At 36.8% G+C, this 16993-nt stretch carries 28 protein-coding genes; 4 read left to right on the top strand and 24 right to left on the bottom strand.

The window, feature by feature from the left end:
- Positions 1 to 14: 14 nt before the first annotated feature.
- The 20 genes from rpmD to rpsJ form a co-directional block, all read right to left on the bottom strand.
- Positions 15 to 194 carry a 50S ribosomal protein L30 gene (gene rpmD, locus MUA40_RS03115; protein ID WP_050330247.1) on the bottom strand — a complete coding sequence of 60 codons (180 nt, stop codon included), beginning with the start codon at positions 192 to 194 and terminating at the stop codon, positions 15 to 17.
- Between the two features lie 16 nt (positions 195 to 210).
- Positions 211 to 711 carry a 30S ribosomal protein S5 gene (gene rpsE / locus MUA40_RS03110; protein WP_016426364.1) on the bottom strand — a complete coding sequence of 167 codons (501 nt, stop codon included), beginning with the start codon at positions 709 to 711 and terminating at the stop codon, positions 211 to 213.
- 23 nt (positions 712 to 734) lie between these two features.
- The gene (gene rplR, locus MUA40_RS03105; protein WP_016426363.1) at positions 735 to 1094 is read right to left on the bottom strand and encodes a 50S ribosomal protein L18; all 360 of its coding nucleotides are present in this window, start codon (positions 1092 to 1094) and stop codon (positions 735 to 737) included.
- A gap of 30 nt (positions 1095 to 1124) precedes the next feature.
- Entirely contained in the window at positions 1125 to 1661 is a 537-nt protein-coding gene (rplF, locus tag MUA40_RS03100; protein ID WP_016426362.1) for a 50S ribosomal protein L6, read from the bottom strand.
- Positions 1662 to 1689: 28 nt separating this feature from the next.
- Complete coding sequence (rpsH, locus tag MUA40_RS03095) at positions 1690 to 2088, bottom strand: 30S ribosomal protein S8 (protein WP_262569886.1); 399 nt, start codon at positions 2086 to 2088, stop codon at positions 1690 to 1692.
- 31 nt (positions 2089 to 2119) lie between these two features.
- Positions 2120 to 2305: a type Z 30S ribosomal protein S14 gene (locus MUA40_RS03090; RefSeq protein ID WP_016426361.1), complete on the bottom strand. Its 186-nt coding sequence runs from the start codon at positions 2303 to 2305 to the stop codon at positions 2120 to 2122.
- A 21-nt stretch (positions 2306 to 2326) separates the two neighbouring features.
- Complete coding sequence (gene rplE / locus MUA40_RS03085; RefSeq protein WP_016426360.1) at positions 2327 to 2866, bottom strand: 50S ribosomal protein L5; 540 nt, start codon at positions 2864 to 2866, stop codon at positions 2327 to 2329.
- 21 nt (positions 2867 to 2887) lie between these two features.
- Positions 2888 to 3205 (bottom strand): 50S ribosomal protein L24, encoded by a 318-nt coding sequence (rplX, locus tag MUA40_RS03080; RefSeq protein ID WP_016426359.1) that lies wholly within the window; start codon positions 3203 to 3205, stop codon positions 2888 to 2890.
- Positions 3206 to 3247: 42 nt separating this feature from the next.
- On the bottom strand, positions 3248 to 3616 hold the full coding sequence (gene rplN, locus MUA40_RS03075; protein ID WP_016426358.1) for a 50S ribosomal protein L14: 369 nt from the start codon (positions 3614 to 3616) through the stop codon (positions 3248 to 3250).
- A 31-nt stretch (positions 3617 to 3647) separates the two neighbouring features.
- Positions 3648 to 3911 carry a 30S ribosomal protein S17 gene (gene rpsQ / locus MUA40_RS03070; RefSeq protein WP_016426357.1) on the bottom strand — a complete coding sequence of 88 codons (264 nt, stop codon included), beginning with the start codon at positions 3909 to 3911 and terminating at the stop codon, positions 3648 to 3650.
- 24 nt (positions 3912 to 3935) lie between these two features.
- Positions 3936 to 4145, bottom strand: coding sequence for a 50S ribosomal protein L29 (gene rpmC / locus MUA40_RS03065; RefSeq protein ID WP_014613220.1), 210 nt, complete (start codon positions 4143 to 4145; stop codon positions 3936 to 3938).
- The gene (rplP, locus tag MUA40_RS03060; RefSeq protein WP_016426356.1) at positions 4135 to 4569 is read right to left on the bottom strand and encodes a 50S ribosomal protein L16; all 435 of its coding nucleotides are present in this window, start codon (positions 4567 to 4569) and stop codon (positions 4135 to 4137) included. Before rplP ends, rpmC begins: the two co-directional genes overlap by 11 nt.
- Positions 4570 to 4571: 2 nt before the next feature.
- Positions 4572 to 5225, bottom strand: coding sequence for a 30S ribosomal protein S3 (rpsC, locus tag MUA40_RS03055; RefSeq protein ID WP_016426355.1), 654 nt, complete (start codon positions 5223 to 5225; stop codon positions 4572 to 4574).
- Between the two features lie 23 nt (positions 5226 to 5248).
- Positions 5249 to 5602 carry a 50S ribosomal protein L22 gene (gene rplV, locus MUA40_RS03050; protein WP_016426354.1) on the bottom strand — a complete coding sequence of 118 codons (354 nt, stop codon included), beginning with the start codon at positions 5600 to 5602 and terminating at the stop codon, positions 5249 to 5251.
- A 32-nt stretch (positions 5603 to 5634) separates the two neighbouring features.
- Positions 5635 to 5913, bottom strand: a complete 279-nt coding sequence (rpsS, locus tag MUA40_RS03045) for a 30S ribosomal protein S19 (protein ID WP_014613216.1) — start codon at positions 5911 to 5913, stop codon at positions 5635 to 5637.
- A gap of 64 nt (positions 5914 to 5977) precedes the next feature.
- A complete protein-coding gene (gene rplB / locus MUA40_RS03040) occupies positions 5978 to 6811 on the bottom strand; it encodes a 50S ribosomal protein L2 (protein ID WP_016426353.1) in 834 nt (277 codons plus the stop codon).
- A gap of 28 nt (positions 6812 to 6839) precedes the next feature.
- A complete protein-coding gene (rplW, locus tag MUA40_RS03035) occupies positions 6840 to 7115 on the bottom strand; it encodes a 50S ribosomal protein L23 (RefSeq protein ID WP_016426352.1) in 276 nt (91 codons plus the stop codon).
- Positions 7115 to 7738: a 50S ribosomal protein L4 gene (rplD, locus tag MUA40_RS03030; RefSeq protein WP_016426351.1), complete on the bottom strand. Its 624-nt coding sequence runs from the start codon at positions 7736 to 7738 to the stop codon at positions 7115 to 7117. Before rplD ends, rplW begins: the two co-directional genes overlap by 1 nt.
- A 26-nt stretch (positions 7739 to 7764) precedes the next feature.
- Positions 7765 to 8424, bottom strand: coding sequence for a 50S ribosomal protein L3 (gene rplC, locus MUA40_RS03025; protein ID WP_016426350.1), 660 nt, complete (start codon positions 8422 to 8424; stop codon positions 7765 to 7767).
- A 27-nt stretch (positions 8425 to 8451) separates the two neighbouring features.
- Complete coding sequence (gene rpsJ, locus MUA40_RS03020) at positions 8452 to 8760, bottom strand: 30S ribosomal protein S10 (protein WP_001118667.1); 309 nt, start codon at positions 8758 to 8760, stop codon at positions 8452 to 8454.
- Between the two features lie 465 nt (positions 8761 to 9225).
- Between rpsJ and MUA40_RS03015 the strand changes: the two genes are divergently transcribed.
- On the top strand, positions 9226 to 9624 hold the full coding sequence (locus MUA40_RS03015; RefSeq protein WP_016426349.1) for a hypothetical protein: 399 nt from the start codon (positions 9226 to 9228) through the stop codon (positions 9622 to 9624).
- A gap of 153 nt (positions 9625 to 9777) precedes the next feature.
- Here MUA40_RS03015 and MUA40_RS03010 read toward each other — a convergent pair whose 3' ends face one another.
- Together MUA40_RS03010 and MUA40_RS03005 are read right to left on the bottom strand one after the other, a co-directional pair.
- Complete coding sequence (locus MUA40_RS03010; protein ID WP_016426348.1) at positions 9778 to 11112, bottom strand: NCS2 family permease; 1335 nt, start codon at positions 11110 to 11112, stop codon at positions 9778 to 9780.
- A gap of 118 nt (positions 11113 to 11230) precedes the next feature.
- Positions 11231 to 13363: a DNA topoisomerase III gene (locus MUA40_RS03005; protein WP_126496512.1), complete on the bottom strand. Its 2133-nt coding sequence runs from the start codon at positions 13361 to 13363 to the stop codon at positions 11231 to 11233.
- Positions 13364 to 13647: 284 nt separating this feature from the next.
- On the opposite strand from MUA40_RS03005, the gene MUA40_RS03000 reads away from it, so the two are divergent.
- Positions 13648 to 14508: a GNAT family N-acetyltransferase gene (locus tag MUA40_RS03000; protein ID WP_016426346.1), complete on the top strand. Its 861-nt coding sequence runs from the start codon at positions 13648 to 13650 to the stop codon at positions 14506 to 14508.
- Between the two features lie 150 nt (positions 14509 to 14658).
- Here MUA40_RS03000 and MUA40_RS02995 read toward each other — a convergent pair whose 3' ends face one another.
- Positions 14659 to 15567 (bottom strand): AEC family transporter, encoded by a 909-nt coding sequence (locus MUA40_RS02995; RefSeq protein WP_016426345.1) that lies wholly within the window; start codon positions 15565 to 15567, stop codon positions 14659 to 14661.
- Positions 15568 to 15685: 118 nt separating this feature from the next.
- Between MUA40_RS02995 and MUA40_RS02990 the strand changes: the two genes are divergently transcribed.
- Both MUA40_RS02990 and mspA read left to right on the top strand, forming a co-directional pair.
- Positions 15686 to 15853, top strand: coding sequence for an SE1832 family protein (locus MUA40_RS02990; protein WP_016426344.1), 168 nt, complete (start codon positions 15686 to 15688; stop codon positions 15851 to 15853).
- A 45-nt stretch (positions 15854 to 15898) separates the two neighbouring features.
- Positions 15899 to 16216: a membrane stabilizing protein MspA gene (mspA, locus tag MUA40_RS02985; RefSeq protein WP_016426343.1), complete on the top strand. Its 318-nt coding sequence runs from the start codon at positions 15899 to 15901 to the stop codon at positions 16214 to 16216.
- A gap of 241 nt (positions 16217 to 16457) precedes the next feature.
- Here mspA and MUA40_RS02980 read toward each other — a convergent pair whose 3' ends face one another.
- The gene (locus MUA40_RS02980; RefSeq protein ID WP_155976504.1) at positions 16458 to 16919 is read right to left on the bottom strand and encodes a transposase family protein; all 462 of its coding nucleotides are present in this window, start codon (positions 16917 to 16919) and stop codon (positions 16458 to 16460) included.
- Positions 16920 to 16993 lie beyond the last annotated feature (74 nt).

The following is a 16993-nucleotide window of genomic DNA, read 5'->3' as shown; positions in this document are numbered from 1 at the left end:
TGGCACCTCCTTAATTATTTTTCTTCTACTGATACTAAGTGACTTACTTTGTTGATTTGTCCACGAATTGCTGGGTTGTCCTCAACGATAACAGAAGAATGGATCTTGTTAAGACCTAAAGCTTTAACTGTTTTACGTTGTGTTTCTGGACGCCCGATAACGCTTCGAGTGAGGGTGATTTGTATTTTAGCCATTTAAATGTTTCCCTCCTTAATTATATAATTCTTCTACTGATTTACCACGTAAACGGGCAACATCTTCAGCATTTTTTAAGTTTTGTAAACCATCAATTGTTGCGCGCACCATGTTGATTGGTGTGTTTGAACCTAAAGATTTACTTAAAATGTCAGTAATACCTGCAAGTTCTAATACGGCACGAACTGGGCCACCTGCGATAACACCAGTACCAGGTGCTGCTGGTTTCATTAAAACACTTCCTGAACCAAAACGTCCAGTAATTGTGTGTGGTGTTGTACCATCAACACGAGTTACAGTGATAAGATTTTTCTTCGCTGCTTCAACTGCTTTTTTGATTGCTTCAGGTACCTCTTGTGCTTTACCAGTACCGAATCCAACGCGGCCATTTTTGTCACCTACTACTACAAGTGCAGTAAAACGGAAACGACGACCACCTTTTACTACTTTAGCAACACGGTTAATCGTAACTACGCGTTCTTCAAATTCTTTAACTTCTTCTTCTCTACGAGCCATTATATATTGTCCCTCCTTTTAAATTAAAATTGAAGTCCATTTTCACGAGCTGCATCTGCTAATGCTTTCACACGGCCGTGGAATAAGTATCCTCCACGATCAAATACAACTGCTTCGATTCCTTTTTCGCTTGCTTTTTTAGCAATTGCTTCACCGACTTTAGATGCTAATTCAACTTTTGTAGCTGAAGCGTCTGCATCAACGTCTTTAGTAGAAGCTTGTGTTAAAGTTACGCCTTTAGTATCATCAATGATTTGTGCATAGATGTGTTTGTTTGAACGATATACGTTTAGACGTGGCTTTTCGCTAGTACCTGACAATTTCGTACGAACGCGTGCATGTCTTTTTAAACGTACTTTGTTTTTATCAATTTTGCTGATCATGTCAATACTCCTTTCTGTAGAGTTTATTTATTATTTACCAGTTTTACCTTCTTTACGACGAACATATTCGCCTTGGTAACGAATACCTTTACCTTTATAAGGTTCTGGTGGACGAACGTCACGAATTTTAGATGCTGTTGCACCTACTAATTCTTTATCGATACCTTCAACCTTAACAGTTGTGTTTTTATCTACTGAGAAAGTAATGCCTTCAGCAGCTTCGATTTCAACTGGGTGAGAGTAACCAACGTTTAATACAAGATTTTTACCTTGTACTTGAGCACGGTAACCTACACCGATAAGTTCAAGTGATTTTTCGTATCCTTTAGATACACCTTGTACCATGTTATTGATTAACGCACGAGTTGTACCATGAACAGTTCTGTGTTCTTTAGAATCTGATGGTCTAACAACTTCAAGTGTGTTTTCTTCTTGTTTGTAAGTCATTTCTTCATTTAAAGTTCGTGATAATTCACCTTTAGGCCCTTTAACTGAAACTGTATTACCTTCGATAGTTACAGTAACGTCGCTAGGGATTTCGATAATTTTTTTACCAACACGGCTCATGCTATGGCACCTCCTTATTTATTATATCTTACCAAATGTATGTTAATACTTCTCCACCAACATTACGTTTTCTTGCTTCTTTATCAGTGATTACACCTTCAGAAGTAGAAACTAATGCGATACCTAAACCGTTTAATACTTTAGGTACTTCGTTTGCTTTCGCATATACACGTAAACCAGGTTTAGAAATACGTTTTAAGCCTGTAATAACACGCTCGTTGTTTGAACCATATTTTAAGAATAAACGGATAACACCTTGTTTATCATCTTCGATATATTCTACATTTTTGATGAAACCTTCGTTTTTAAGGATTTCAGCAATTTCTTTTTTAATATTTGATGCAGGTAATTCTAATTTTTCGTGACGCACCATGTTTGCGTTTCTTACACGAGTAAGCATATCTGCAATTGGATCTGACAATGTCATAGTTTGTTGCCTCCTTTCAAGAGTTAAATTTTTACCAGCTAGCTTTACGTACGCCAGGAATTTGACCTTTGTAAGCTAATTCACGGAAACAAATACGGCAAAGTTTAAATTTACGAAATACAGAATGTGGACGACCACATTGTTCACAACGTGTATATTCACGAACTTGGAACTTTTGTTCACGTTGTTGTTTAGCAACCATTGATTTTTTAGCCATTTAATTCGCCTCCTTCAGAAATTATTTTTGAAACGGCATACCGAATTGCGTTAATAATTCGCGCGCTTCTTCGTCTGTATTAGCAGTTGTAACGATAACGATATCCATACCACGTACTTTTGATACTTTATCGTAGTCAATCTCAGGGAAGATTAATTGTTCTTTAACACCTAGAGTGTAGTTACCGCGACCGTCAAATGCGTTTTTAGAAACACCACGGAAGTCACGTACACGTGGAAGTGATACTGAGATTAATTTATCTAGGAATTCATACATTCTTTCGCCACGTAAAGTTACTTTTGCACCGATTGGCATACCTTCACGTAAACGGAATGTTGCAACTGATTTTTTCGCTTTAGTGATTAATGGTTTTTGACCAGTGATTGCAGTTAATTCCTCAACAGCGTTATCTAAAACTTTTGAGTTTTGTACTGCGTCACCAACACCCATGTTCACAACGATCTTTTCGATTTTTGGTACTTCCATTACTGAACTGTAGTTAAATTTCTTAACTAAGTTTTCAGTAACTTCTGAGTTAAATTTTTCTTTTAAACGGTTCAAAGTGGATCCTCCTTTCAACTATTATGAATTAGACTTGATTTCTTCGCCAGATTTTTTAGCGATTCTTACTTTTTTACCATCAACAAATTTGTATCCAACACGAGTTGGTTCGTTTGTTTTAGGGTCTAATATTTGTACATTAGAAACGTGAATTGCTGCTTCAGTTTCTAAGATTCCACCTTCAGGATTAAATTGAGTTGGTTTTTGGTGTTTTTTAACGATGTTTACACCTTCCACAACGACACGGTCTTTTTTAGGTTCAGTTGCTACAACTTTACCAGTTTTACCTTTGTCTTTACCTGCGATAACGATTACGTTGTCACCTTTTTTGATATGCATGTGGGCACCTCCTTAAGATTTATGATTATTATTTACGATTAATTATAGTACTTCTGGTGCAAGGGAAACGATTTTCATAAAGTTTCCTTCACGTAATTCACGTGCTACTGGACCAAAGATACGTGTACCACGTGGTCCTTTGTCATCACGAATTACAACACATGCATTTTCATCAAATTTGATGTATGAACCGTCTTTACGACGTACACCTGATTTAGTACGTACGACAACAGCTTTAACAACATCGCCTTTCTTAACAACGCCTCCAGGTGTAGCATTTTTAACAGTAGCTACAATAACGTCACCGATGTTAGCAGTTTTACGGCCAGATCCACCTAATACTTTGATTGTAAGTACTTCACGAGCACCAGAGTTGTCTGCTACTTTTAAGCGTGTTTCTTGTTGTATCATGATTAAACCTCCCTTATCTTTTAAATAGTCATTAAATAATTACTGATTCTTCGACGATTTCTACTAAACGGAAACGTTTTGTCGCTGATAAAGGACGAGTTTCTTGGATTCTAACGATATCTCCGATTTTAGCTGTATTGTTTTCGTCATGTGTTTTATATTTTTTAGAGTATTTTACACGTTTACCATATAGTTTGTGTGTTTTATATGTTTCAACTAAAACAGTGATTGTTTTGTCCATTTTATCTGAAACAACTTTACCAACGTAAACTTTACGATCATTTCTTTCGCTCACTTTAGTAACCTCCTCTTTCAATCATTATTGGTTTGCTTTACCTTGTTCTAATTCTCTTTCACGTGCAACAGTTTTTAGACGTGCAATTGTTTTTCTTACTGTTTTAATGCGTGCCGTCTCTTCTAATTGACCTGTAGCTAATTGAAAGCGTAGGTTAAAAAGCTCTTCTTTTGAAGATTTGATTTGCTCTTCGATTTCTGAAGTGGTTAAGTCTCTAATTTCCTTAGCTTTCATTTGTTTCACCACCCAATTCTTCACGTTTTACAAACTTCGTTTTAACTGGAAGTTTGTGACTCGCTAAACGTAATGCTTCACGCGCAACTTCTTCAGATACGCCTGCAACTTCAAATAAAATTCTACCTGGTTTTACTACTGCGATCCAGCCTTCAACCGCACCTTTACCAGCACCCATACGTACTTCTAAAGGTTTTTGTGTATATGGAGTGTGAGGGAAGATTTTAATCCAAACTTTCCCGCCACGTTTCATGTAACGTGTCATAGCAATACGAGCTGATTCGATTTGACGAGATGTGATCCATGAAGTTGTTGTTGCTTGAAGACCAAACTCACCGAATGTTACAAAGTTACCGCCTTTTGAACGACCTTTAGTGTCAGGACGATGTTGACGACGATATTTTACACGCTTTGGTAGTAACATAATTATTTTCCTCCTTCACTATTTTTCTTAGTAGGAAGAACTTCACCACGATAAATCCATACTTTAACACCTAACTTACCATAAGTTGTGTCAGCTTCTGCATGTGCATAATCGATGTCTGCACGTAAAGTATGAAGTGGTACAGTTCCTTCTGAGTATTGTTCAGCACGTGCGATGTCTGCACCGCCTAAACGACCTGAAACTTGAGTTTTGATACCTTTAGCACCTAATTTCATTGCTCTTCCGATAGCTTGTTTTTGAACACGACGGAATGAAGCACGGTTTTCTAATTGACGTGCAATGTTTTCAGCAACTAAACGTGCATCAAGATCAACTTTCTTGATTTCAATAACGTTGATGTGAACTTTTTTATCAGTTAATTGATTTAATTTGTTACGAAGTTTTTCGATTTCAGAACCGCCTTTACCGATAACCATACCTGGTTTACCAGTATGAATTGCGATGTTAATGCGGTTAGCAGCACGCTCAATCTCAACGTGAGATACTGAAGCGTCTTTTAATGCGTTATCAATAAATTTACGAATTTTTAAATCTTCATGTAAAAGTGATGCGAAATCTTTCTCTGCGAACCATTTCGCTTCCCAGTCACGGATAATACCAACACGAAGACCGATTGGATTAATTTTTTGACCCACGGTATTCCCTCCTTAATATTTGATTAAGCTTCTTGAGCTTCCTCTTTACCATCACTCACTACGATTGTGATGTGGCTTGTTCTTTTGTTAATTGCGCTTGCACGTCCTTGCGCACGTGGACGGAAACGTTTTAATGTTGGTCCTTCGTTAGCATATGCTTCTTTAACAACTAATTCATCTGTGTTCATGCCATAGTTGTGCTCTGCATTAGCTAAAGCGGACATTAATAATTTTTCTACTACTGGAGAAGAAGCTTTGTTTGTTAATTTTAAAATCGCTACTGCTTCTCTAACATCTTTTCCTCGGATTAGGTCTAATACTAATCTTACTTTACGAGGTGCGATTCTGATCGTTCTAGCAACCGCTTTTGCTTCCATTCGTTTTTCCTCCTCTACTCATTAAAGATTGCTTATCTTCTTGTTTTCTTATCGTCTGCAGCATGTCCTTTGAATGTACGTGTTGGAGCAAATTCACCTAATTTGTGTCCAACCATATCTTCAGTTACATATACAGGTACATGTTTACGTCCATCGTATACAGCAAATGTGTGCCCAATAAAGTTTGGGAAAATTGTTGAACGACGTGACCATGTTTTAATTACTTGCTTTTTCTCGCTATCGCCTTGAGCTTCCACTTTTTTCATTAAGTGATCATCGACGAAAGGTCCCTTTTTAATACTACGAGCCATAGTGGCGCCTCCTTTCTTATTATGTGCGTGCAGCGATTACGCCGCACACCCAAATAAGCTATTTTTATTTTCTCTTACGTCCACGTACGATAAGTTTATCAGAACGTTTTTTACCACGACGTGTTTTCTTACCAAGCGTAGGTTTACCCCATGGTGACATTGGTGATGGACGACCGATTGGTGCGCGACCTTCACCACCACCGTGTGGGTGATCGTTAGGGTTCATTACAGAACCACGAACTGTTGGGCGTTTACCTAACCATCTAGATTTACCAGCTTTACCAACGTTAACAAGTTCGTGTTGTAAGTTACCAACTTGTCCGATTGTAGCACGGCAAGTTGAAAGAATCATACGTACTTCACCAGAGCGAAGTCTTACAAGTACATATTTACCTTCTTTACCAAGTACTTGTGCGCTTGCACCTGCTGAACGAGCAAGTTGACCGCCACGTCCTGGTTTTAATTCGATATTGTGAATAACTGTACCGACTGGAATGTCTTTTAATTGAAGTGCGTTACCAACTTTGATGTCAGCTTCTGAACCACTTTCAATGACTTGACCTACTTCTAAGCCTTTAGGTGCGATAATGTAGCGTTTTTCACCATCTGCATAGACGATTAAAGCAATGTTTGCTGATCTGTTTGGATCATATTGGATTGAATCCACTTTACCTGGAATTCCATCTTTGTTACGTTTGAAATCAATAACACGGTATTGACGTTTGTGACCGCCACCATGGTGACGTACTGTCAATTTACCTTGGTTGTTACGACCCGCTTTTTTCGGTAGCGGTTGTAATAATGACTTTTCGGGTTCAGATTTTGTGATCTCAGCAAAATCTAATGTAGTCATATTACGACGACCATTAGTAATTGGCTTATAATGTTTAAGTGCCATTGTCGCTTACCTCCTTATTGGTATGTTTTTAGTTGAATAAGTCGATTTGACCTTCTTTAAGTGTCACAATCGCTTTACGGCGTTTGTTTGTATAGCCTTGGTAACGGCCCATACGTTTTTTCTTTGGTTTATAGTTGATGATGTTAACATTTGCAACTTTAACTTCAAAGATTTCTTCTACTGCTTTTTTAACTTGAGTTTTGTTCGCACGAACATCTACATCAAAAGTATATTTATCTTCAGCCATTGCTGCAGATGATTTCTCAGTGATTACGGGGCGCTTTAGAATATCTCTAGCTTCCATTATCCGAGCACCTCCTCAACTTTTTTAGCTGCTTCTTGAGTGATTAATACGCTATCAGCGTGTGTTAAATCTAAAACATTTAAACCTTCTGGTGTTGTGATTTGTACGCCAGGAATGTTACGTGCTGATAATTCAACATTCACATCTTCTCCAACTGTTACAACCAACACTTTTTTAGGTAGCTCTAAATTTGTTAAAGTTGTTTTGAATTCTTTTGTTTTCGGTGCTTCTAAGTTAAAGCTGTCCACAATTTTGAATTCATTTTCTTTAACTTTGTAAGAAATTGCAGAACGTAATGCTAAACGACGCATTTTCTTAGGCATTTTGTATGCGTAGCTTCTCGGTGTTGGACCGAATACGACACCACCACCACGCCATTGAGGAGCACGAATTGTACCTTGACGCGCACGTCCTGTACCTTTTTGTCTCCATGGTTTACGTCCACCGCCACGTACTGCTGAGCGGTTTTTTACCGCATGTGTACCTTGACGTAATGAAGCACGTTGTAAGTTAATTGCTTCAAATAAAACTTCATTATTAGGTTCGATTGCAAATACTGCATCGCTAAGTTCTACTGAACCTGCTTTTGAACCATCAACTTTGAATACATCATAATTTGCCATTATGCATTTCCTCCTTTCGCTACGATTTATTTATTAGCTTTAATTGCTGATTGGATTTGAACAAAACCTTTTTTAGGACCAGGTACGTTACCTTTAACTAAAATTACGTTGTTTTCCGTATCGACTTGAACAACTTCTAAGTTTTGAACAGTTACTGTATTACCACCCATGCGGCCTGGTAATTTTTGCCCTTTAAATACACGTGATGCATCTGAAGCCATACCGATAGAACCTGGTGCTCTATGGAAGTGTGAACCGTGTGACATTGGTCCGCGTGCTTGATTATGACGTTTGATTGCACCTTGGAAACCTTTACCTTTTGAAGTTCCTGTTACATCAATGATGTCTCCAACTTCAAATGTATCTACTGAGACTTCTTGACCTACTTCGTATTCGTCAACATTAACGTTTCTGAATTCACGAATGAAGCGCTTAGGTGCTGTGTCAGCTTTTTTAGCGTGACCCTCAGCTGGTTTATTCGCATATTTGTTTGTTTTTCTATCTTTTTTGTATGCTTCTTTGTTTTCAAAACCGATTTGGATTGCGTTATAACCGTCAACCTCAACGGTTTTCTTTTGTAATACTACGTTTTCTTTTGCTTCTACTACAGTTACTGGGATTAAGTCGCCGTTTTCACCGAATACTTGAGTCATCCCAATTTTTCTTCCTAAGATTCCTTTGGTCATCGAAAGTCCACCTCCTAAAATTTTCTATTATAATTTAATTTCGATGTCTACACCTGATGGTAAGTTTAAGCCCATAAGCGCGTCAACTGTTTTTGGCGTAGGGTTAACAATGTCGATTAAACGTTTGTGTGTACGTTGTTCGAATTGTTCACGAGAATCTTTATACTTATGAACCGCACGAATAATTGTGTAAACTGATTTTTCTGTTGGTAATGGAATTGGACCAGAAACATCCGCTCCAGAACGTTTTGCAGTTTCAACAATTTTCTCAGCTGATTGATCAATCACACGGTGATCATAAGCTTTTAATCTAATTCTGATTTTTTGTTTTGCCATAATTTACCCTCCTTATACGTCTTCATTAAAGTGATAGACTTCTCCACGAAAACTATCTCACACAACGCCATGGCAAAGCGGCCGGGTGTGTCAGTAACCTTTCGCTTCATCGCATTTAAAGTCCAACATTAGACATGATACATGAAAACCATTGACTTGGCAACCATTTCCCTAAAGTTTTTTATGTCTAATTCACATACCATGTTATTTTACTTGAAATACGGCTTAAGTTCAATAGTTTCAAAGAATTTTTTTCGTTATCATAGAGATAGTTTTTGTGAGTCTTTGGATTACAGTTTATAATAGAAGAAAATGATTGTCGCTGATAGATCATCATTTTTAAATGTAGTTATTATTTCTGGTGAATCACTCGTGCAGTGTATGTAAAATGCTTAAGCTTAAATTTTTTTATTTGATGAGTGAGCCAGATTTGTCACTTCTTTTTGAAGATAGGAGGTGAATCGAGTGACTAAAAATTCTAAAACAGCCTTAATTATTCTTGCGCTGATTGCTTTAGTTTCTGAATTCATTGCTGGTTTCCCATTTTTTGGAGGCTGGTATGTATTAGCTTTAGGCTGGCAGCCATTAGCTTTTAATGCTTTTATTTATTTGGTGATGATTTTAATCTTTATCTTTGGTCAACAAAATACGATACGTCCTATGCTTTTAATTCCAGCATTTGGTATCGTAGCGAATGGTATCGCTATTATCCCTGTCATCGGCATGGTTTTACACTGGATTATGTTAATTTTGCTTATCTTTTTTCTTATGATAGTATTAGTCTCTCCAGTGTATATTCGTAACGCTAAAGCTACTGTGATTTACACAGATGAAGATCAAAATAAAACACAACACAATAAGTAAGCTAAGTCATTATTTGAAGTATGTAAGCATATTTATAACTGTTCAATGATTAGTTGCATACTTTAAAAATAAAACCTAAAAAAAGAAGTTAGATACATGAACAAGTCAACGCCTGTTCGTTCTAACTTCTTTTTTATATGTTTATATATAAGTTTATCCATGAACAAATACAAAATATAGAATGAAGATAACCAACAAACCATACATAATAGGATGGACTTCTTTATGACGTTTTGTTAATAACATTGTAATAGGATAGAAAATGAAGCCACACGCAATCCCTGTCGCAATAGAATAAGATAAAGGCATCATAATAATTGTGACGAAAGCTGGCACTGCAACTTCAAATCGTTTCCAACTAATTTCCGCTAGACTTGATGCCATCAATACCCCTACAACAACGAGTGCAGGTGTCGTTACTGCTGGTGTGACTACAGCCATTAGCGGGTTAAAGAATAATGCAAGAAGGAAACAAAAACCTGTTACAATACTTGCAAAACCTGTTCGAGCCCCTACTGCTACGCCTGATGTCGATTCAATATAAGAAGTCGTCGTTGTTGTACCAAAAATAGCACCTGTCATCGTCGCAAGTGAGTCTGAAAATAGTGCTCTCCCTGCACGAGGTAACTTGTTATCTTTCATGATACCTGCTTGTGAAGCGACGGCAACAATCGTTCCCGCAGTATCAAAGAAATCAATAAATAAAAATGTCAGGATGACAATTAAAAACTGGATTGTAAATAATTGTGATGGATCTTGAAACGATTCAAAAGCAGCACCAAATGTAGGTGCAATGCTAGGTACCTTACCTAAAATCGCATGCGGTGGTGCGATTTGTTGTGTCACTAAACCAGCAATCGCTGTGACCACCATACCAATAAATATTGCGCCTGGCACTTTCTTTGCATAAAGTACAACGGTAACGATAATCCCCACGATAGCAAGTAAAACGTTAGGGTCAGTGATTTTTCCTAGTGTTACAAGTGTCGCATCTTGATTTTTAATAATTCCTGAACTTTGTAATCCTACAAAGGTAATAAAAAGACCAATCCCTGCCGACACTGCCATCTTCATTTCATATGGGATGGCATTAATAATGGTTTCTCGCAATCCAGTTGCTGTTAAAATCGCAAAAATAAATCCAGAGAAGAACACCCCTGTTAAACCTGTTTGCCATGGAATCCCCATTGTTAACACGACAGTAAAGGCAAAAAAGGCGTTCAATCCCATGCCCGGTGCAAGTGCGATCGGATATTTTGCGATGAGTCCCATAAATAAACAGCCTACAAATGCTGCTAATGCAGTCGCAACGAATACCGCACCTTGATCCATTTTTTGATCAGCTGGAACACCATCCACCCCTGCTAAACTTAAAACTTGTGGGTTAACAGCTAAGATGTATGCCATTGATAAGAAAGTCGTCAAGCCACCTAGAATCTCTCGTTTATAATTCGTTTGATTCTCGTCAAAACGGAAATAATTTCTCACTTTAAATTTCTCCTTTTAATGAAATACTTTAACATTTTAATACGATTACTCACGAATTTCAATATGAGATACGAACTTTAATTGATAAAAATAGATTTTTGTTCGATTTTCATCTTACTTATAAGTTTAAACCTTTCAATGCATCTTTGAATGGATTGTTTTCCAACGTATCCTCTTTCATATACTTTTTCATATCTTTTCTATTTACTTTATCTTTGCCTTTATTTTTAAATCTTTTATCCATTTGCACTTGTGTTTCAGTATAGCCACACGAACAACGATACGTCGCTTGTTTACCTGTACCAAATTTAGTCAAACGTTTTTTACATTGTGGACAACGCGCTTTGGTTTGGGTTTTAACATCTTTTTTAGTTTTACATGATGGATCTTGGCAGACGAGCATTGAGCCGTTTTTCGTTTTTACTTTTAACATAAACTTTCCACAAGTTGGACATTCTGCAGATGTTAAATTATCATGTTTATATTTTTGTTCACTCGATTTAATCGTATGAATGATTTCATTTGTAAAATCTTTCATTTCTTGAATAAACTGTTTGCGTTGATACTGGCCCTTTTCAATTTGAAGCAGTTTATCTTCCCATTGCGCCGTTAAGAGTGGCGATGTAAGTGATTCAGGTGCTAAATCTAATATTTGCTTTCCTTTAGACGTAACCTTAATTTTACCGTCCTGACTTTCAATTGCGTTCATATGAAAAAGTTTATCTATAATATCTGCACGTGTCGCCACTGTACCGATACCACCAGTCACTTTAAGTGTTTGTGCTGATTTTTTATCTTTTAAATCAAAAAATTTTTCTGGTCGTTCCATCGCTTTTAATAGAGAACCTTCATTAAAATAAGGGGGCGCTGATGTTTCATGCGTTTTAATATCATATTCATTCACGGATAACCGTTCACCTTGCTGAAACTGAATGGTCGGATGGATCGTATCTACATTTTCTTGTAAAGCCTTAAAGCCCATGTCTATCGTTTCTTTAGATTTATACACAAACGTTTTGCCCAAGAGCTCTACTTCGACTTGTGTTTCTCTATAGCGATAAGGGGCAGATAAAGCTTCCAAAAAGCGCTGAACAATCAATAGATAAATTTTCTTTTCTTGTATTGATAAATCTGCCATGTTTGCGCGGACTTCTGTAGGGATAATGGCATGGTGATCAGATACTTTTTGATTATTTACAAAAGGCAACTGTTTCGTGAAACGTTGATTCATCAGTCCACGTGCATGCGGCTGATATTCCGTTCCCATTGTCGCCTGTATACGCTCTTTCAAAGTATCTACCATGTCTGTTGTTAAGTAACTAGAATCTGTACGCGGATACGTAACAAGTTTATGCCGTTCATAAAGTTGTTGTAGTGTGTTCAAAGTCTGCTTTGCGCCTAAACGATAGCGTTGATAAGCGGCTTGTTGTAAATCTGTTAAATTAAACAACGGCGCAGGATATGTTTTCTTTTCTTTCGTCACGACTTTTTTCACGAGCGCTTGCGCGTGATTCACTTTTTGAGCTAGTTTTTCTAATTGTGCACGTTCATATATCCGCTTCTCATGCTGATAGACAAACGTTGACCCTTTCACATTGATTTCAAGCGTATAATAATGTTGCGGCTTAAAATGCTTAATCTCTTCTTGTCTCATTGCTACTAACTGAATAGTAGGCGTCTGAACACGGCCTAGAGAGAGTTGGGAATCATACTTCGTTGTTAATGCACGTGTCGCATTAATTCCGACAATCCAGTCGGCTTCACTTCTTGCTAATGCGGCTTGATAAAGGTCGTTGTATGCTCGACCATCTTTCAATTTTTTAAAGCCCTCTTTGATGGCTTTTGTTGTTACTGAACTAATCCATAAACGCTTGATGGGTTTTTTAACATGTGCTTTTTCAATAATTAAGCGTGCAACTAGCTCCCCTTCGCGTCCTGCATCTGTGGCAATAATTATTTCATTGACATCATTTCTTTTCATCAAATGTTGAACCGTGTTGAACTGTTTTCTCGTTTTACCAATGACAACTGTTTTCATATGCTTCGGGATAATCGGTAAATCATTCAATTGCCAGCGTTCATATTTTTTATCATATTGTTCTGGTGTTGCATTTGTTACCAAGTGACCTAATGCCCAAGTCACAATATAACGTTGGTTCTCAAAGTAGCCTTCTTTCTTTGAGTTAACACTTAGCGCTTGTGCAATATCACGCCCTACTGAGGGTTTTTCTGCTAAAATGAGTGACTTCATTAATTGTTCATTCCTCCATCAAATAACACTTCTTCATTTTTATTGTAACACGCCCCATCAAAATTAATAGAAAAGGTTGAAATCATTTCAAATGACTCACACTCATCCTTCATAACTATTAGACCTCGATACTCAAAATGATAAGCGCTGAATCGCTGAGCTCATCACCTACAAACATATCGAAGTCTATTCTTTTTAGACGTTTATTTCAGTCGACATACGCCTTTCATTTCAAATCGAAAATACTTATAATGAAGTAAAGTATCATACTAAGGAGGCGCACGATGAAGATTAGTCAAGTCACTCCCAGTCGAGAAATTGCGTCATTTATACAAACTTATGCCACTGAAAAACAATCATATACAAATAAACTGCCACTTGACCATATTGATGCTTTAGAAAACTTTTTAGAAACAGTTGATCGCGAAACTGGCATATTTGTCGTTGAAGAAGCCCAAGACATTAAACTGGTTTTACTGTGTATGAGCTACGCGGAAAACCGTTATAAAGTAATCGGTCCTATTAAACAGAAAGATTACACATCTTCTGGAGAGGTATTTAAGCAGTTATTTGATCAAATGACAGCACAACATACGCAACCATCTACCTATTATTTTGCATTTTCAGTTCATCATGAATTAATCAAAGACTATATGAAAAACATTGGCGCATCTTACACGTTTACAGATTATCATTTAGAAACGAGTCAAGATTTGGGCGAAACCGACAACTTACGTCACATTGTTCCATATGCTAAAGCGTATCATCGTTATTTCCAAAAATTACATGAAGATACGTTTACACATCATGCAATGACAGCAAAAGAAATTATCGCATCACTAGATGATCAGCATGAACTCGTCCTGTATATGGCAGAGGGTCTTTTAAAAGGTTACTTATATTTAATCTATGACGAAGCACAACACCATGCTGAAATTAAATATTTTTCTAGTCATTCAGACTATCGTTTAAAAGGCATCGCTTTTGATTTGATCCAACATGCAATACATCGTGCTTTATCTCGTCCTCAAATAGACCGTGTTTATTTTAAAATACGCAGTAAAAATCATCGTTTAGTTACCCGTTTTCATGAACTCGGTTTTAATATTACTTCAGAATATCAAAAGTTCAAGATATATCAATAAAAGTGTAAACAGCCCATCTTAGACGATTCAATCGACTTGCAAGCATTTACAAAAGAAGCGTAGGCAACATGATTTGCCAACGCTTCTTTTATATACCTATTCAATCTCGCATATTTAATTAATGTTCGAGCTTAACTTATCCTTCCCCAATCAGACAAACAGATATTGATAGACGTAAAAAATAACAATACTTATTACAATGGTCACATTACTGGCCATAGCAATGACAGGTAACGTTTTATATTTAAATTGAACCGCATACGAAAGTGCTGCAACACCTACAGGCAATAACCAAGTCAATTGTAATGTCGTTTTAACCATCTCATCTTGGACAGGTAGAAAATAATACACAAGCGTACCAAACAAAATACCGAAACCATAGTGTATAACGAGATATTTTAGAGTCAATGGTAAAAATTGACGTTCGATTTTAAAGTCCATTAGAACACCTAATAAAATCATCGACAATGGTAAATTTGCGTGTCCTAAAATCTCGAAAAAGTGAATTGCAAAACTCGGTAAGTGTAATTGCAAAAGATTAAGTGTCAACATCACAATATACGTCATTAATGGGACTGACTTGAGCATATTGAGTCCGACTTGTTTAGGATTAAAGCCGCCACCCACTTGCTTAAAATAACTCGCTGCAAAATAGGTCAAACCAAACATGACAATGGCTCCCCCAATATCTGCCATACCAAAATAAAGCAAGCCCTTTTCTGGCCAAATTTGTTGAACGAGTGGATAGGCAAAAATTCCAATATTTAAAGCCGCCATCATCATCGCTACCGTACCTCTGATTTCGTTATTATATTTAATAAAGAGAATAACGATAAGTATTTTAGTGATAATCCCGTATATCAACATCATGATTGGAAGTATGGTGAGTGACGGATTTAAAGTCACATGATTTAAGTTTACAATGACCACTGCGGGAAGTGTCACATTTAAAACTAGTACAGAAAGAACGTGACTCTCATGTCCCTGAATAAACCCGATTCGCTTAAGTACGTAGCCTACAGCAATGAGAAGTAAAATCATCAAGAAATTCTCTGTCATGCTACACCCCCTAGAAAATACCTTTCAAAAATTACTTAATTCTATGTTACTGTAAAACGTTTTAATAAAGCAATGTGAACATGCTATAATAGTAGAGATTCATTCAAGGAGGAAACTTATGGATTTAGAAAATCAGTTACAAGAACTTAAGCTGGATTACATTCGTATACAAGGAGATATAGAGAAACGCGAATCAACTTCACAGCAAGTAGATCCACTCGTTAGACAACTTGAGCACATCGAACATCAAATTGCTGACATTCGCGCTGAACTACAACAGCAGTAATGTCCCACAATGCCTTAATAGGACGATACAGAAAGGATGTACTTCATGTTAGCTTATCTTATCTTACTTCCACTGATGTACTTAATCGTAGGATATATCAGTATCTTTAAATTACAAATCGCGATGCCTAAAATATTACGCGCGATTATGGGAATTTTATTAATTATCGTTGTTGCGACTTCTCTCATTTACTACCCCGCACAAACTTGGTGGTTATTTGTCGTACTCTTACTACTGATTGGTAATGTTGAAATAACAGCCTTCAAACATTCTAAAGGAGATGAAAAAGGGGTTCAAATTTTAAATATGATGACCCTTTTTATACTCGTTATTTATATTATCATCGCTTTTATTTTTGTATAAATCCATGCATACTTATCATTTGATGATGTAAAGTGGCTGTACACTTTATATGGTGGTTATGTGTCTATAATAATTAAGTCGCAAACTTCCGATTGCTTCTTCGAGTCTCGCTTTCCCAGGCGCCTTACCTCAACTAATTTTGGCTTTTATTGTAGCTCATAAGAAGCCAAAATGGATTTTCGGTTTCGGCTCTATGCCTCGGGAGTCTCGACTCGGTACGCAATCTATTTAAGCAATTTCACTATTGAAAAGTGGCATTGCTTACTTTATGAATCACACGTTTTACAGAAGATGCAGAAACGTTACAATCACTTGCGATATCAGTTTCTGAGCGAACTTGTGTTGCTTTATCTATAATAGCTTTCTGAACATGGTTTGAGATAAAACAGTTATCCTCAACAACATTTGTTTTAGAAGTAAAAGTCCGACCACAAACCATACATTTAAAACGTTGTTTTAACAGATTTAAATATACTGCTATCTCTTGGAATCTTAAAAAAGTAATTCGCGATAAACGTTTTCCGTGTTTGTGTATTCGGTTTGGATTCGAATGATAACAGTGAGGACAAGTCATAGGCTTGTATGAAAGGGTACCAAAGATGACGTTAGATTTCTTACCTCTAATAACTACATCTTCTTCAACTTTAGTGATTTTAATATTATTATCTTTAATTTTTAGTAACTTTAATATATCATTACACATAGGCGCAATATGTCTCCTTTATTTTTGGTTTAGTCACTTAAAATTATAGAGGCATTTGCGCTATTTTTGTACAA

It is taken from the genome of Staphylococcus schleiferi (assembly GCF_025558325.1).
GTDB lineage: Bacteria > Bacillota > Bacilli > Staphylococcales > Staphylococcaceae > Staphylococcus > Staphylococcus schleiferi.
Note: the sequence above shows the minus strand (reverse complement) of the source record. Positions and strands in the feature narration are given on the sequence as shown.

Bases quoted from the DNA above. Each gene is read 5' to 3' on its own strand.
- rpmD (WP_050330247.1), bottom strand. From the start codon at position 194: ATGGCTAAAATACAAATCACCCTCACTCGAAGCGTTATCGGGCGTCCA.
- rpsE (WP_016426364.1), bottom strand. From the start codon at position 711: ATGGCTCGTAGAGAAGAAGAAGTTAAAGAATTTGAAGAACGCGTAGTT.
- rplR (WP_016426363.1), bottom strand. From the start codon at position 1,094: ATGATCAGCAAAATTGATAAAAACAAAGTACGTTTAAAAAGACATGCA.
- rplF (WP_016426362.1), bottom strand. From the start codon at position 1,661: ATGAGCCGTGTTGGTAAAAAAATTATCGAAATCCCTAGCGACGTTACT.
- rpsH (WP_262569886.1), bottom strand. From the start codon at position 2,088: ATGACATTGTCAGATCCAATTGCAGATATGCTTACTCGTGTAAGAAAC.
- MUA40_RS03090 (WP_016426361.1), bottom strand. From the start codon at position 2,305: ATGGCTAAAAAATCAATGGTTGCTAAACAACAACGTGAACAAAAGTTC.
- rplX (WP_016426359.1), bottom strand. From the start codon at position 3,205: ATGCATATCAAAAAAGGTGACAACGTAATCGTTATCGCAGGTAAAGAC.
- rplN (WP_016426358.1), bottom strand. From the start codon at position 3,616: ATGATACAACAAGAAACACGCTTAAAAGTAGCAGACAACTCTGGTGCT.
- rpmC (WP_014613220.1), bottom strand. From the start codon at position 4,145: ATGAAAGCTAAGGAAATTAGAGACTTAACCACTTCAGAAATCGAAGAG.
- rplP (WP_016426356.1), bottom strand. From the start codon at position 4,569: ATGTTACTACCAAAGCGTGTAAAATATCGTCGTCAACATCGTCCTGAC.
- rplV (WP_016426354.1), bottom strand. From the start codon at position 5,602: ATGGAAGCAAAAGCGGTTGCTAGAACGATCAGAATCGCACCTCGTAAA.
- rpsS (WP_014613216.1), bottom strand. From the start codon at position 5,913: ATGGCTCGTAGTATTAAAAAGGGACCTTTCGTCGATGATCACTTAATG.
- rplB (WP_016426353.1), bottom strand. From the start codon at position 6,811: ATGGCACTTAAACATTATAAGCCAATTACTAATGGTCGTCGTAATATG.
- rplW (WP_016426352.1), bottom strand. From the start codon at position 7,115: ATGGAAGCTAGAGATATTCTAAAGCGCCCCGTAATCACTGAGAAATCA.
- rplD (WP_016426351.1), bottom strand. From the start codon at position 7,738: ATGGCAAATTATGATGTATTCAAAGTTGATGGTTCAAAAGCAGGTTCA.
- rplC (WP_016426350.1), bottom strand. From the start codon at position 8,424: ATGACCAAAGGAATCTTAGGAAGAAAAATTGGGATGACTCAAGTATTC.
- rpsJ (WP_001118667.1), bottom strand. From the start codon at position 8,760: ATGGCAAAACAAAAAATCAGAATTAGATTAAAAGCTTATGATCACCGT.
- MUA40_RS03005 (WP_126496512.1), bottom strand. From the start codon at position 13,363: ATGAAGTCACTCATTTTAGCAGAAAAACCCTCAGTAGGGCGTGATATT.
- MUA40_RS03000 (WP_016426346.1), top strand. From the start codon at position 13,648: ATGAAGATTAGTCAAGTCACTCCCAGTCGAGAAATTGCGTCATTTATA.
- MUA40_RS02995 (WP_016426345.1), bottom strand. From the start codon at position 15,567: ATGACAGAGAATTTCTTGATGATTTTACTTCTCATTGCTGTAGGCTAC.
- MUA40_RS02990 (WP_016426344.1), top strand. From the start codon at position 15,686: ATGGATTTAGAAAATCAGTTACAAGAACTTAAGCTGGATTACATTCGT.
- mspA (WP_016426343.1), top strand. From the start codon at position 15,899: ATGTTAGCTTATCTTATCTTACTTCCACTGATGTACTTAATCGTAGGA.
- MUA40_RS02980 (WP_155976504.1), bottom strand. From the start codon at position 16,919: ATGTGTAATGATATATTAAAGTTACTAAAAATTAAAGATAATAATATT.